The 12,283-nt window shown below is 68.0% G+C and carries 10 protein-coding genes; 1 reads left to right on the top strand and 9 read right to left on the bottom strand.

Annotated elements, in window-relative coordinates:
• The first annotated feature begins 238 nt into the window (after positions 1–238).
• The gene (locus ACXI0U_RS12410; protein ID WP_021218087.1) at positions 239–427 is read left to right on the top strand and encodes a YjfB family protein; all 189 of its coding nucleotides are present in this window, start codon (positions 239–241) and stop codon (positions 425–427) included.
• 37 nt (positions 428–464) lie between these two features.
• Here ACXI0U_RS12410 and ACXI0U_RS12405 read toward each other — a convergent pair whose 3' ends face one another.
• The 9 genes from ACXI0U_RS12405 to ACXI0U_RS12365 all read right to left on the bottom strand — a co-directional run bounded on the left by ACXI0U_RS12405 (position 465) and on the right by ACXI0U_RS12365 (position 12,244).
• Positions 465–1,949: a sensor domain-containing diguanylate cyclase gene (locus ACXI0U_RS12405; RefSeq protein ID WP_021218086.1), complete on the bottom strand. Its 1,485-nt coding sequence runs from the start codon at positions 1,947–1,949 to the stop codon at positions 465–467.
• Between the two features lie 79 nt (positions 1,950–2,028).
• Positions 2,029–2,856, bottom strand: coding sequence for a DUF4824 family protein (locus tag ACXI0U_RS12400; protein WP_021218085.1), 828 nt, complete (start codon positions 2,854–2,856; stop codon positions 2,029–2,031).
• Positions 2,853–3,926, bottom strand: coding sequence for a DUF2157 domain-containing protein (locus ACXI0U_RS12395; RefSeq protein WP_374980559.1), 1,074 nt, complete (start codon positions 3,924–3,926; stop codon positions 2,853–2,855). The genes ACXI0U_RS12400 and ACXI0U_RS12395 overlap by 4 nt, the downstream gene beginning before the upstream one ends.
• Positions 3,927–4,161: 235 nt before the next feature.
• Positions 4,162–7,803: an urea carboxylase gene (gene uca, locus ACXI0U_RS12390; protein WP_479550336.1), complete on the bottom strand. Its 3,642-nt coding sequence runs from the start codon at positions 7,801–7,803 to the stop codon at positions 4,162–4,164.
• Between the two features lie 268 nt (positions 7,804–8,071).
• Positions 8,072–8,707 (bottom strand): urea amidolyase associated protein UAAP2, encoded by a 636-nt coding sequence (locus tag ACXI0U_RS12385; RefSeq protein ID WP_479550335.1) that lies wholly within the window; start codon positions 8,705–8,707, stop codon positions 8,072–8,074.
• Between the two features lie 10 nt (positions 8,708–8,717).
• Positions 8,718–9,446: an urea amidolyase associated protein UAAP1 gene (locus ACXI0U_RS12380; RefSeq protein ID WP_184491786.1), complete on the bottom strand. Its 729-nt coding sequence runs from the start codon at positions 9,444–9,446 to the stop codon at positions 8,718–8,720.
• Between the two features lie 13 nt (positions 9,447–9,459).
• Complete coding sequence (locus tag ACXI0U_RS12375; RefSeq protein ID WP_271658152.1) at positions 9,460–10,260, bottom strand: ABC transporter ATP-binding protein; 801 nt, start codon at positions 10,258–10,260, stop codon at positions 9,460–9,462.
• A complete protein-coding gene (locus tag ACXI0U_RS12370; RefSeq protein ID WP_263401918.1) occupies positions 10,257–11,072 on the bottom strand; it encodes an ABC transporter permease in 816 nt (271 codons plus the stop codon). Before ACXI0U_RS12370 ends, ACXI0U_RS12375 begins: the two co-directional genes overlap by 4 nt.
• A gap of 104 nt (positions 11,073–11,176) precedes the next feature.
• Positions 11,177–12,244, bottom strand: coding sequence for a putative urea ABC transporter substrate-binding protein (locus tag ACXI0U_RS12365; RefSeq protein WP_479550334.1), 1,068 nt, complete (start codon positions 12,242–12,244; stop codon positions 11,177–11,179).
• Between the last annotated feature and the right edge of the window lie 39 nt (positions 12,245–12,283).

The raw sequence follows: 12,283 nt of genomic DNA, 5'->3' as shown, positions 1-12,283 counted from the left end.
CGGCGACCCCGAGGTGCGCGCAGCACACCCTACGTTCGGAGTCCGTAGGGCGGGTGAAACCCGCGAGCTTGTATTCGTCGGGTTGCACCCGACCTACATCCGATGGTTGTGCCTTGGGGAGGCTGGAAGGCCGCCGCAAGCGCAACGGCGCGGGTTTCAGGCGACTGACGGTGCTTTTCAGGGGCGGCGATGGGCCTCAGAATCCATACCGAACCCACCTCTCCGGGAATCGAAACGCGTGGAAGTTTCCGCCGCCTCCATCTCCGACGCCAGCTCCGCCCAACTCGCCATGAAGGTGCAGGTCGCCGTGCTTAAGCAGTCGATGGACATTCAATCCCAGAGCGCCCTTGCGCTGCTGGAGGCGGTGCCATCGCCGGTTTCCAGCAACCCGCCGAACCTCGGCAACACCATCGACGTAATGGCCTGAGCCGCTGCGCTCGGCGTCCCCGATCCGTCCGCTTTCCTCAGTCGCCGTTACCCGGCTCGCTGCACACACGGTTGCGCCCTGACTGCTTGGCCCGATAAAGGGCGCGGTCGGCGCGGGCGATCAGGCTGTGCAGGGTGTCGTCCGGGTGCATCTCGGCCAGGCCGATGCTCACCGTCACCTGCAATTCCTTGCCTTCGAACGGGTAGTGCTGCGCCTGCACCTGCTCGCGGATCTTCTCCGCCAGGAGGAAGGCCGTGGCGCTGCCGCTGTCCTTGAGCAGCAGGATGAACTCCTCGCCACCCCAGCGGCAGATGATGTCCGACTGGCGCAGGCCGGCCTTGAGGTTCTGCGCGAAGCCATGCAGCACATGGTCGCCGGCCAGGTGGCCATAGGTGTCGTTGAGCACCTTGAAGTGGTCGAGGTCCAGCAGCAGCGCCGTCAGCGGGCGCTGTTCGCGGCGGGCTTCCTGCAGCGCCTGGCCGGCGAGGATGTCGAAGCCGCGGCGGTTGGGCAGGTCGGTCAGCACGTCGGTGGTGGCCAGCGCGGCGATGCGCACCTGGTAGCGGCGCACCAGCAGGTTGAGCAGGGTGAGCACCACGGCGGTGACCACCAGGCAGATGAACAGGTTGAGGTAGAGCGTGTTGCGGATGTGCGAGAGTGCGCCGTCCTCGGCCTTGTCGACGAACAGGTACCAGTCCAGCTCGGGGATGAAGCGCACGTTCAGGTAGTGGCTGTCGCCCTGTTCGTTCCAGGTGAAGTCGCCGCCCTGGGGGCGCGGCAGCTTGGCCACCAGGTCGCGCATGCCGTCGATATCCGCCAGGTTCTGCCCGACCGTGGCCCCCATCGGCCCGCCCTGGGCGCTGGTCAGCACCAGCTTGCCGGTGGTGTCGACGAAGTAGATGGAACGCTCGTAGCGCTCCTGGTAGGCGTCGATCAGCTTGACCACCGCATCCACCGTCAGGCCCACGCCGGTGGCGCCGATGAAGCGGCCGTCGTAGTCCAGCACCTTGTAGTTGATGAAGATGGTCATGCGGTCCTGGTTGGCCATGTCGACGTCGACATTGATCTCGTAGGGCTCCTTCATGTCGCGCACACGGTAGTACCAGACGTCGCGCTGCTCGTCCTCGCTCACCTTCTTCAGCACGCCCTTGGCCTGGTAGTAGGTCTGGGTGCGCTCGGAGATGTAGAAGCTGGTGAAGGCGCCGTAGTGCTCCTGCACCTCGCGCAGGTAGCGGGTCATCTGCCCCGGGTCCTGCTCGCCCTGCATGGCCCAGTCGCGCAGGAAGGTGTCGCGGCTCATCATCGAGGAGATGAGGATCGGCCGCACCAGGTCCTTCTGGATCTCGGAATAGACGTTGTCCGAGGTCAGCGGCAGCTCGGTGTTGACGATGCTGTCGCGGATCGACTCCAGGGAGGCGTAGTAGCTCACCAGCGAAGTGACGAGAAAGCCGCTGGCGAGCAGCAGCACGAGCAACACCACCAGCAGGTGCTGGGTCTTTCTGGAGCGTGGGCTGGAAGGCATCGGGCGAGGAGGTCCCTGGTCAAGTGGCACTATGCTAGCCACTCGTCAGGGCGGCGTCACGGGTGATATGCCCGGCATTTCAGCCTTTGGGCACCACCACCTCGCTGATCCAGGGCTCCAGGCGCTTGCCGTAATTCAGTTGCAGTTCCAGCGGCCCGTTGGGCGGCATGTAGGCGCTGTCGCGCAACTGGCTGTCCAGCGCCTCACGCCAGTGGAGGGGCACCTGCACGGCCGGCACCGCGAGCCGCGAAATCTCGCCCACCATGCGCGTCTTGCCGTCGTCGGTGCGCAGCCAGACATAGACTTCGCCACGCACCACCGCCTGTCGCTGGCGGTCGGGGTGGCGTGCACGCAGGGCTTCGGCGTCCAGGCCGACGTCGACCACGAACAGGCGGCTGGCGGTATCACGTTCCTGCTCCAGCGCCTTGCGGGCGTCCGACTCGCGCTCCTTGCGTTCACTGTCGCCCGGGTCGCGGGCCAGGGCCTCGGTGGCCTTTCGCAGCCGCTGTTCGGCGCGCTGCAGCGCCTGCTGCCGGGCCGGGCCGTCCAGTTCCAGCACCAGGAAGGCTTCATGGGTGTTCAGGTCGATTTCATTGGCGGCCGGGTCATAGGGCGGGAAGCCGAGCTCCACCAGGCGGTCGTTCTCCAGCCATTCACCCCGGTATGGCTCGTCCTCGTCGTTGAGCGGCAGTACGCGCCAGTCCAGCCTCAGGGCCAGGGCGCTGTTTTCATCGCTGCCCCAGCCGAAGCTGGTGTAGTCGCGGTGCACTTCCCGTTCGCTCAGGCGCAGGCTGCTGTCCGGCTCGCCGGAGCGGTTGTACCAGGCGCCGCCGAAGACCACGGCATTGGTGGCTAGCACCAGGGCCAGGGCGGCGGGCAGGGCGTAGGTGCGGTCGAAGAGCTTCATGGGCGTTCCTCCCCATTGAGCCAGCTGCGGCGCAGGCGGCCCAGCACCAGCAGGATGAGCACGGCGATCAGGCCGAGCAGCAGGAAGAACAGGTACTTGGGCATCAGCTCCCACCACCAGTCGAAGAGCTTGGTGTAGAGGAAGATGATGAAGAAGGTCAGGGCGCCGTTGACCACTTCGGGCCAGTCGCGGCGGGTGCCCAGCCAGATGCCCAGGGCCGCGAGCACGAAGCCGGCCAGCTGGTAGCCGCCCTCGATCAGGTCGTGGCTGCCGGGCAGGTAGCTGCCGCTGCCCCAGTTGGCGAGGATCAGCAGGGTGAGGAACAGGGTGATCAGCCCCACCAGGCGGTAGGTGGCGGCGAAGCCGGCGTAGCCCGCCTGGGAGATGAACTGCGGGATCAGGAACACCCCCAGCGCGGCCGGGATGAAGTTTTCCGGGCGCTCGCCCACCTGCAGCCAGTAGCAGCCGCCCCAACTGCCGACCCGTGCCGAGACGAAGCCCATCAGGCAGATCAGCCCGGCCACCAGCAGCAGGCGTGCGTCACAGCCATAGGCCAGCAGCAGGGCGAAGGCACCCCAGGCGAGGAAGGCACGGTCGGAGGGGGTGATGTTGAAGATTTGCCCGAGCATCACCAGGTTCAGCACGAAGGCGACGAAGGTGAGCATCGCCGCCAGCTTGCTGAAATAGCCGGACGGGTCGCGGCGGCGCACCTGCCAGGTCAGCGCCAGGCCGAGCAGCGGCGCGCCGCCCAGGATCAGCACCTGCGCGCTTTCCGGCAGCAGGCCCCAGAACTGGTAGAAGAAGAACAGCAGGCTGGCGCCCAGGGCCAGGGCGCCCAGCAGCGAGGCGATGCGCATGCTCAGGGACAGGCGGCGGGTCTGCTTGTCGGGGTCGATATCGAAGCGGCCGTGGAAGTCGGCCAGCACCCGGCGATGGTGCTCGCCCAGGCGCGCCATCTGCGCGTCGTCCAGGGGCAGTGCCTGCTCCTGGCGCAGGCGTTCCGCTTCACGCTGAAAGGCCTGGATGTCGTCAGCGCGTTGCTGCGCCTGGTCGCGGTTTTGCGGCTGCATGGCGGGTCCTTTTGCGTGCGTTGCCGCCTCGCACTCTAGAACCGTCGCGGTGGATGGGCAATGCGTAGAGTGCGGGCGCGCGACATGGATCGCTTTATGGCAACGGGCACAGCCTTGTAGGAGCGGCTTCAGCCGCGAAAGACCCGCCGCCGGCACCTTGCTGCGAGCGGCCGGATGATCCATCGCGAATGAATTCGCTTCCACAAAATGGAGAGGGGCGTGCCGTGTGTGGCCCCTACGCCTCCTCCATCACCACCACCCGCTGCCCGGCGCGCACCGGGGAGCCGGGTTGCACGCGGACTTCGCGGACCACGCCGTCGCGGGGGGCGGTGAGGGGGATTTCCATCTTCATCGACTCCAGGATCACCAGCACATCGCCGGCCTTGACGCTGGCGCCGGTCTCCACCTGCACCTGCCAGAGGTTGCCGGCGATATGGCTTTCGATGGCGTGCTGGCCGGCGCCCAGGGGCGCGTCTTCGCCCAGGTCCGGCGCCAGCTCCTCGCTGTCGAAATGCGCCTGGCCGGAGGCGATCCAGCGTTCGCGCTCGGCGTTGAACGCCCCCTGCTGCTGGGCGCGGAAGGCGGCGATGCCCTCGGCTTCGGTGGCGAGGAAGGCCTGGTAGTCGGCCAGGCGCAGTTCGCTGTGCTCGATGCGCAGCGGGAAGCGCCCCAGGGGGAAGTCGCGGCGGATGCGCAGCAGCTCATCGGCGCTCACCGGGTAGAAGCGGATCTGGTCGAAGAAGCGCAGCAGCCAGGGCTTGCCGTCGAAGGCCGCGACGTCGCGGTAGCGGTTCCACATCTGCAGGGTGCGGCCGACGAACTGGTAGCCGCCGGGGCCTTCCATGCCATACACGCACATGTAGGCGCCGCCGATGCCCACCGAGTTCTCCGCCGTCCAGGTGCGCGCCGGGTTGTACTTGGTGGTCACCAGGCGGTGGCGCGGGTCCAGCGGGGTGGCCACCGGCGCGCCGAGGTAGACGTCGCCCAGGCCCATCACCAGGTAGCGGGCGTCGAACACCGTGCGCTGCACCTCGTCGAGGTTGGGCAGGTCGTTGATGCGGCGGATGAACTCCAGGTTGCTCGGGCACCAGGGTGCGTCCTTGCGCACGGTGGTCATGTACTTCTCGATGGCCAGCTGGCAGGCCGGGTCGTCCCAGGACAGCGGCAGGTGGACGATGCGCGATGGCACGGCGAGGTCGCCGGCGGCGCAGACGCCGTCCCAGAGCCCCGCGACCACCTGCAGCAGGCGTTCCAGGGGCAGGGTCTCCGGCTGGTAGTGCACCTGCAGCGAGCGGATGCCCGGGGTCAGGTCGATGACGCCGGCCAGCGCCTCGGCCTCCAGTGCCTGCATCAGCGCATGGCCGCGGAAGCGCAGCACCAGGTCCAGCTCCGCCGCGCCGATCTCCAGCAGCAGGTGGGTGTCGCCGGAGAGGCGGGCCACCAGGCGTGTGGCGTCCTGGCCCAGGTCGAGGACGATGGGGCTCGAAAGCTCGGCCGTACTTGTAGGAGCGGATTCATCCGCGATTTGGCTGCTACCCGCATCGCGAATGAATTCGCTCGTGCAGAGGGTGGTGCATTCGCGGTTGCGTGCCTGGGCCAATTCCCGCGCCGTGGTGATATCCACCGGCTCGAAGCGCACCTTGTCGCCGGCCTTGAGCTGGCCGAGTTGCCAGAGGTCGGCTTCGATGATGGTCACCGGGCAGACGAAGCCGCCGAGGCTGGGGCCGTCCGGACCGAGGATCACCGGCATGTCGCCGGTGAAGTCCACCGCGCCTATGGCGTAGGGGTTGTCGTGGATGTTGGAGGGGTGCAGGCCGGCCTCGCCGCCGCTCTCGCGCACCCATTCCGGCTTCGGGCCGATCAGGCGCACGCCGGTGCGGCTGGAGTTGAAGTGTACTTCCCAGGCGGTGGCGAAGAAGGTCTCGATAGAGGCCAGGGTGAAGTATTCCGGCGCGCCGTGGGGGCCGTAGATCACACGGATGCGGCGCAGCGCCGGCAGCGGCGGGCACAGCTCGGCGGGCAGGCTGGCGCCGGCTGCATGGTCGGCCAGGGGCAGCAGGTGCAGCATGTCGCCGGCGCGCAGGGCGCGGCCGCCGTGGCCGCCGAACTGGCCGAGGGTGAAGGTGCTCTTGCTGCCCAGGTAGTCCGGCAGCTGCAGGCCGCCGCGCAGGCACAGGTAGCTGCGCGCACCGGCGCCGGTGATGGTGCCGAGGGCCAGGATGGAACCGGCTGGCACCCGCAGCGCGGTGTTCAGCAGCTGCGGTTGACCGTCGAGGGTGAGCGGGATCGGCGCGCCGGTGACGGCCACCACCGCGTCGGTGTTGAAGCGCAGGCTGGGGCCGCTCATGGTGATTTCCAGCGCGGCGGTGCCTTCCGCGTTGCCCAGCAGACGGTTGCCCAGGCGCAGGGCGCGGCTGTCCATGGGACCGGACGGCGGCACGCCCACGGCCCAGTAGCCGAGGCGGCCGGGGTAGTCCTGCACCGTGGTTTGGGTGCCGGCGCCGAGCACTTCGAAGGTGTGGGCGCGGTAGGCGAGGTTTTCCAGGCAGCGGGTCCAGGGCTGGCCGCTGGCGAAGGGTGCGTCGATCAGGATCTGCCGCAGGTAGTCGCGGTTGCTTTCCACGCCGTAGAGCTGCGTGTCGGCCAGCGCGCGGTCGAGGGCGACGCTGGCCTCATCGCGGTCCGCTGCCCAGGTGATCAGCTTGGCGATCATCGGGTCGAAGTAGGGCGGGATCTCGCAGCCGGCTTCCACCCAGGTGTCGATGCGCAGGGCGCGGCCGTCCGCCTCGGGGAAGTGCACGGCGGTGAGCAGGCCGGGGCTGGGCTGGAAGTCGCGGCCCGGGTCCTCGGCGTAGAGGCGCGCCTGGATGGCGTGGCCGCTGGGCGCAAGGCCACGGGCCAGCTCGGCGAGCGGGGGCAGGGTGCCGGCGGCCAGTTCGACCATCCAGCGCACCAGGTCGACGCCCCAGACCTGTTCGGTAACGCCGTGTTCCACCTGCAGGCGGGTGTTCACTTCGAGGAAGTAGAAGCGCTCGGCCTCGCTGTCGTAGACGAATTCCACGGTGCCGGCGCTGCGGTAGCTGACCGCCTTGGCCAGCTGGATGGCGGCGGCGCAAAGGTCCTCGGCCATGCCGGCGGGCAGGTTGGGCGCGGGGGTTTCCTCTAGCACCTTCTGGTTGCGCCGCTGCACCGAGCAGTCGCGCACGCCGAGGGCGATCACCTCGCCACGGCCGTCGCCGAACACCTGCACTTCCAGGTGGCGGGCGCGCTGGATGTACTTCTCGATGAACACCCCGGCGTCGCTGAAGTTGTTCTGCCCCAGGCGCTTCACCGCGTCGAAGGCCTCGCTCAGCTCACTGGCCGAGCGGCATACGCGCATGCCGATGCCGCCACCGCCGGCGGTGCTTTTCAGCATCACCGGGTAGCCCACCTGCTCGCCAGCCACCAGCGCCGCGTCGAGGCTTTCCAGCAGTTCAGTGCCTTCGAGCATCGGCACCCCCTCGGCCTTGGCCAGGGCACGGGCGGTGTGCTTGAGGCCGAAGACGCGCAGCTGCGCGGGCGTCGGCCCGACGAAGGCGATGCCGGCCGCCTCGCAGGCCTCGGCGAAGGCGGCGTTCTCGGAGAGGAAGCCATAGCCCGGGTGGATCGCCTGGGCGCCGCTCTCGCGGGCCACGGCGAGGATCTTCTCCACCACCAGGTAGGTGCTGGCGGCTGGGCCGTCGCCCAGGCTGTGCGCCTCGTCGGCCTGCTGGACGTGCAGGCTGGCGACATCCGCCTCGGCGTACACGGCGACGCCGCGCACGTCGAGCTGGCGCAGGGTGCGGAGGATGCGGCAGGCGATGGCGCCGCGGTTGGCGATCAGCAATTTCTTGAACATGAGGTCGGCCTCATGGGTGGCGGGCCGTCCCGCCGGAATTGGGTCTGCGCCACGGTCGTCCGCGGAGCATCAGTTGGAAGCTGGAAGCTGGAAGCTGGAAGCTGGAAGCTGGAAGCCAGAAGCCAGAAGCCAGAAGCCAGAAGCTAGAGCGTCGGCTCCGATTTTTTCGGCGGTGTTTGCAGGCATTGCCCTGAGCGGCTCTGGCACAGGCGGAACAGCCAGCGCCGAAAGGCTTCCTGCTTCCGGCTTCCCGCTTCCAGCTGCTCTTTCACTCCCATACCAACACCTGCGCCGGGGTGGGGTTGTAGCCGTTGCAGGGGTTGTTCAGCTGTGGGCAGTTGGAGATGAGGACGATGATGTCCATGTGCGCGACCAGCTCGACGTATTTGCCGGGGGCGGAGATGCCGTCCTCGAAGGTGAGGCCGCCTTCGGGGGTGACCGGCACGTTCATGAAGAAGTTGATGTTGGCGCTGATGTCGCGCTTGGCCAGGCGGCCGTCATGCAGGCTGGCGCGCAGGAAGTTGTCGCGGCAGCTGTGCATGTAGCGGGTGTCCAGGGCGTAGCGCACGGTGTTGCTTTCCTGGGCGCAGGCGCCGCCGAGGGTGTCGTGGCGGCCGCAGGTGTCGGCGACGATGCTCAGCATGGGGTTGCCGAGGTTCGAATAGAGCACGCTGCCGGCGCTGAGGTAGACGCGGTTCTGCTTGCGCAGGGTGCGCTGCACGTCATAGCGCTCGCGGGGGTTCTGCGCGCTGTAGAAGAGGGTGTCCACCGCCTGGTTGCCTTCGAGGTCGAGCAGGCGCAGGGTCTGGCCGGCCTTCACTTCGGTCATGAAGGGTTCGCCGGCGGCGATCACGGCGGTGTAGACGGCGGCTTCGGGGTGCTTGTCGCTGGGAGTGGGGTTCATCGGGTAGCCCTCAGATGTACAGACGTTCGGTGTTGTGGAAGCCGCGGCCGTTTTCCGGGCGCGAGGTGCGGCAGAGCACGCTGATGCCGTCGCTCTCGACCTTGTGCCAGCTCAGGTTCACCGGCTTCGGGGCGTAAACGGGGTCGGGGTCCATGGGGTGCTGCAGGGCGGTGAGCACCACCAGGCTGTCCATCGGCGCGTAGAGCTCGACGTAGTCGTCGGCTTTCGAGTGGCCGGGCTGGAAGTGGAAGCAGCCGTCGGCGTCCACCGTGACCTTGCTGAACAGGTTCAGGCACATGAGCAGGTCCTGCAGGTTCAGGTCCCACTTGCCCATCTCCACCAGCAGGTTGTCGACGCCGTTGCGGAAGAAGCCGTTGCGCAGTTCCTGGTAGCGGCCGGCGCCGTATTTCTCCTGCACTTCATTGGCACTGAGCACGCCGCCGAAGCTGTCGTGCCAGCCGCAGCTGTCGGCGGTGATGGCGGCGAGCACGCGGCCCATGTCCGAGTACAGGCAGTGGCCGGCGGTGAGCTTGGCGGTGTGCTGGCACTTGAGGCTGTCCGGCAGGTTCAGGCGCTCGCTTTTCTCGGCGGCGTTGAACAGCAGCAGGCTGACGTTGGCGCCGCCTTCGATGTCGCTGATGCGCAGCAGCTGGCCGCGCTTGAGGACGAAGGAGGTGTGGCCGCCGCCGGGGACGGTTTCTTCATAAAGGGTGGGGCGCAGGGCCAGGGATGCGGTCATGGTCGGGCTCCTTTCAATGGGCCGGGGCGGGCTGCAGGGCGCGGGTGACGCGCTCCGGCAGGGCTTCGACGGCGGCGCGCGCGGCGCGGCGGTCGCTGTTCAGGGGGATGTCGTAGGTGATGCGTGCGCCATAGGCGCCGGGCGCCTGCGGGTCATGGCGGACCTTGTCGAAGACCATCAGCCGGGTGCCGAGGGTGAAGCCTTCGGCCAGGTCGTGGGTGACCATGAACACGGTCAGCCGGGTTTCCTGCCACAGGCCCAGCAGCAGCTCGTGCATGTCCTTGCGGATGCCCGGGTCGAGGGCGCCGAAGGGCTCGTCGAGCAGCAGCACGCGGGGCTTCATCACCAGCGCCTGGGCGATGGCCAGGCGCTGCTGCATGCCGCCGGAGAGCTGCGCGGGGTACTTGCCGAGGGCGTGGTCGAGGCCGACCTTCTCCAGCATCACGGCGGCCTGTTCACGGGCGGCGCGACGGGCACCGCCGAACAGGCGGCCGAACAGCGGCGCGCGGGGCAGCTCCAGGCCGAGGGCGACGTTGTCCAGCACCGAGAGGTGGGGGAACACCGAGTAGCGCTGGAACACCACGCCGCGGCTGGCATCGGGCTCGGCCACCAGGGGCTGGCCGTCCAGCAGCAGCTGGCCACGGCTGGGCGTTTCCTGGCCCAGCAGCATGCGCAGGAAGGTGGACTTGCCGCAGCCCGAGGCGCCGACCAGGGTGCAGAACTCGCCTTCGGCGACGCTCAGGCTGAGGTTCTCCAGCACCACCTGCTCACCGTATTCCTGCCACAGGTTCTTCACTTCGATGAAGGCGCTCATGCCTTGGCTCCTTCGTACCAGGGGAAGGCCAGGCGGGTGAGCTGGCGCAGGCCCAGGTCCATCAGCCAGGCGAGCAGGGTGATCCACACCACGTAGGGCAGGATCACGTCCATGGCCAGGTAGCGGCGGACCAGGAAGATGCGGTAGCCGAGGCCGTCGGTGGAGGCGATGGCCTCGGCGGCGATGAGGAACAGCCAGGCCGAGCCCAGCACCAGGCGCAGGGAGATGAGCAGGCGCGGCAGCAGCTGCGGCAGCACCACGCGCAGGATCAGGGTCCAGGTGTTGGCGCCCAGGGTCTGCGCCTTGATCAGCAGTTCGCGGGGGATCTCCCGGGCGCGCTGCTCCAGGTCGCGGGCGAGCACCGGGGTGATGCCGATGACGATCAGCATCACCTTGGACAGCTCGCCGAGGCCGAAGACGATGAACAGGATCGGCAGGATCGCCAGCGGCGGCACCATCGACAGCACCGTGAGCAGCGGCGACAACGGCGCGCCGAACAGCGGCAGGGTGCCGGCGGCGATGCCCAGGCACAGGCCCAGCAGGGCGGCGACGGCGAGGCCGATGGCCAGGCGCTTGAGGCTGGAGGCGCTGTCCTGCCAGAACAGGTATTGGCCGCTGCGCTTGTCTTCGGTGAAGGCCAGGCGTTGCACCGCGTCGACCATCTGCGTGGCGCTGGGCAGCAGCTTGTCGTTGGGGTTTTCCGTGAGCCGCGCCGCCGACCCGGTGAAGTAGGCGAACAGCAGCAGGGCGAAGGGCAGCAGGATCAGCAGCAGCCTTCCTGCACGGTCCGGGTGGCGGTTGATCAGGCGCATGGCGAGGTCTCGGTGATAGGGGGCGGGTAGGTTGGTGCCGAGGAACGAGGCCCAACGTTGGGCCGCGCTGCGCTTGGCACCAACCTACGGAACCGTGTCGGCGGTCAGAGCTTCCCTTCGGCGGCCATCTGCACGTAGGTCGGGTCGAAGCGCAGCTTGACGTTGGCCTTGTCGCCGGTGACCACGCCCTTGGCGAAGCTCATGCCCACCGCGTGGGCATCCTTGGCACCTTCACCCAGCAGGCCGTGGGCGAAGGAGAAGGTGGCCACCTTGTCCATGGTCGCCGGCAGCTTCGGGCGGGTGACGAACTCCAGGGCCTCGGCCGGTGTGGCGAACAGGCGGGTGGCGTCCAGCTGGGCCTGGTAACCGGCCAGGTCGGTGCCCGAGGCCTTGGCCATGTGCGTCAGTGCGGCGGTGCTCTCGGCGCTGCCGGCCTTCATCAGCGCGACGATCTCGAACCAGGCACCGGTCAGCGCCTTGCCCAGGGCCGGGTTGTCCTTCAGGGTCTCGGTGTTCACCACCATCATGTCCATGATCTCGCCGGGCACCTTGCTGGAGTCGAACACCAGGCTGGTGCCGGGCTTGGCCTTGATCTCGGCGAGCATCGGGTTCCAGGTGGTTACCGCCTGCACTTCGTCGGTGTCGAAGGCGGCGGCGATATCGGCATCGGAGGTGTTCACCACCTGCACGTCCTTCTCGGCCAGGTGGGCGCGCTCCAGGGCGCGGGCCAGCAGGTAGTGGGAGACGGACAGCTCCACCAGGTTCACCGGCAGGCCCTTGAGGTCGCCGAGGGTCTTGCCTTCACCCTTGAGCACGATGCCGTCGTTGCCATTGGAGAAGTCGCTGACGATCAGCGCGGTGCTGTCCACGCCGCCGGCAGCGGGGATGGTCAGGGCGTCCATGTTGGTCATGGTGCAGCCGTCGAACTGGCCGGCGGTGTACTGGTTGATCGACTCGACGTAGTCGTTGAGCTGGGTGACCTGGATGTCGATCCCGTACTTCTTCGCCCATTTGTCGACGATGCCCTGGGTGGCACCGTATTCCCATGGCATCCAGCCGGCATAGATGGTCCAGCAGACGTTGAAGCTGTCCTTCTGCGCTGCGTTGGAGTTGAAGCTGATGGCGGCGGCTAGGCCGGCAGCGAGTACGGCGAACAGACGGGGCTTGCGCATGGATGACCTCCAGTTCGGTTAGGGACAGCGGGAGCGGCG

The sequence above is a fragment of the Pseudomonas sp. C9D1 genome (assembly GCF_056491235.1).
This window is presented reverse-complemented; position numbering and strand designations above follow the sequence as displayed.

What these genes read in the sequence shown, in the direction of transcription:
- ACXI0U_RS12405 (WP_021218086.1), bottom strand. Translation starts at nt 1,949, where the DNA reads ATGCCTTCCAGCCCACGCTCCAGAAAGACCCAGCACCTGCTGGTGGTG.
- ACXI0U_RS12400 (WP_021218085.1), bottom strand. Translation starts at nt 2,856, where the DNA reads ATGAAGCTCTTCGACCGCACCTACGCCCTGCCCGCCGCCCTGGCCCTG.
- ACXI0U_RS12395 (WP_374980559.1), bottom strand. Translation starts at nt 3,926, where the DNA reads ATGCAGCCGCAAAACCGCGACCAGGCGCAGCAACGCGCTGACGACATC.
- uca (WP_479550336.1), bottom strand. Translation starts at nt 7,803, where the DNA reads ATGTTCAAGAAATTGCTGATCGCCAACCGCGGCGCCATCGCCTGCCGC.
- ACXI0U_RS12385 (WP_479550335.1), bottom strand. Translation starts at nt 8,707, where the DNA reads ATGAACCCCACTCCCAGCGACAAGCACCCCGAAGCCGCCGTCTACACC.
- ACXI0U_RS12380 (WP_184491786.1), bottom strand. Translation starts at nt 9,446, where the DNA reads ATGACCGCATCCCTGGCCCTGCGCCCCACCCTTTATGAAGAAACCGTC.
- ACXI0U_RS12375 (WP_271658152.1), bottom strand. Translation starts at nt 10,260, where the DNA reads ATGAGCGCCTTCATCGAAGTGAAGAACCTGTGGCAGGAATACGGTGAG.
- ACXI0U_RS12370 (WP_263401918.1), bottom strand. Translation starts at nt 11,072, where the DNA reads ATGCGCCTGATCAACCGCCACCCGGACCGTGCAGGAAGGCTGCTGCTG.
- ACXI0U_RS12365 (WP_479550334.1), bottom strand. Translation starts at nt 12,244, where the DNA reads ATGCGCAAGCCCCGTCTGTTCGCCGTACTCGCTGCCGGCCTAGCCGCC.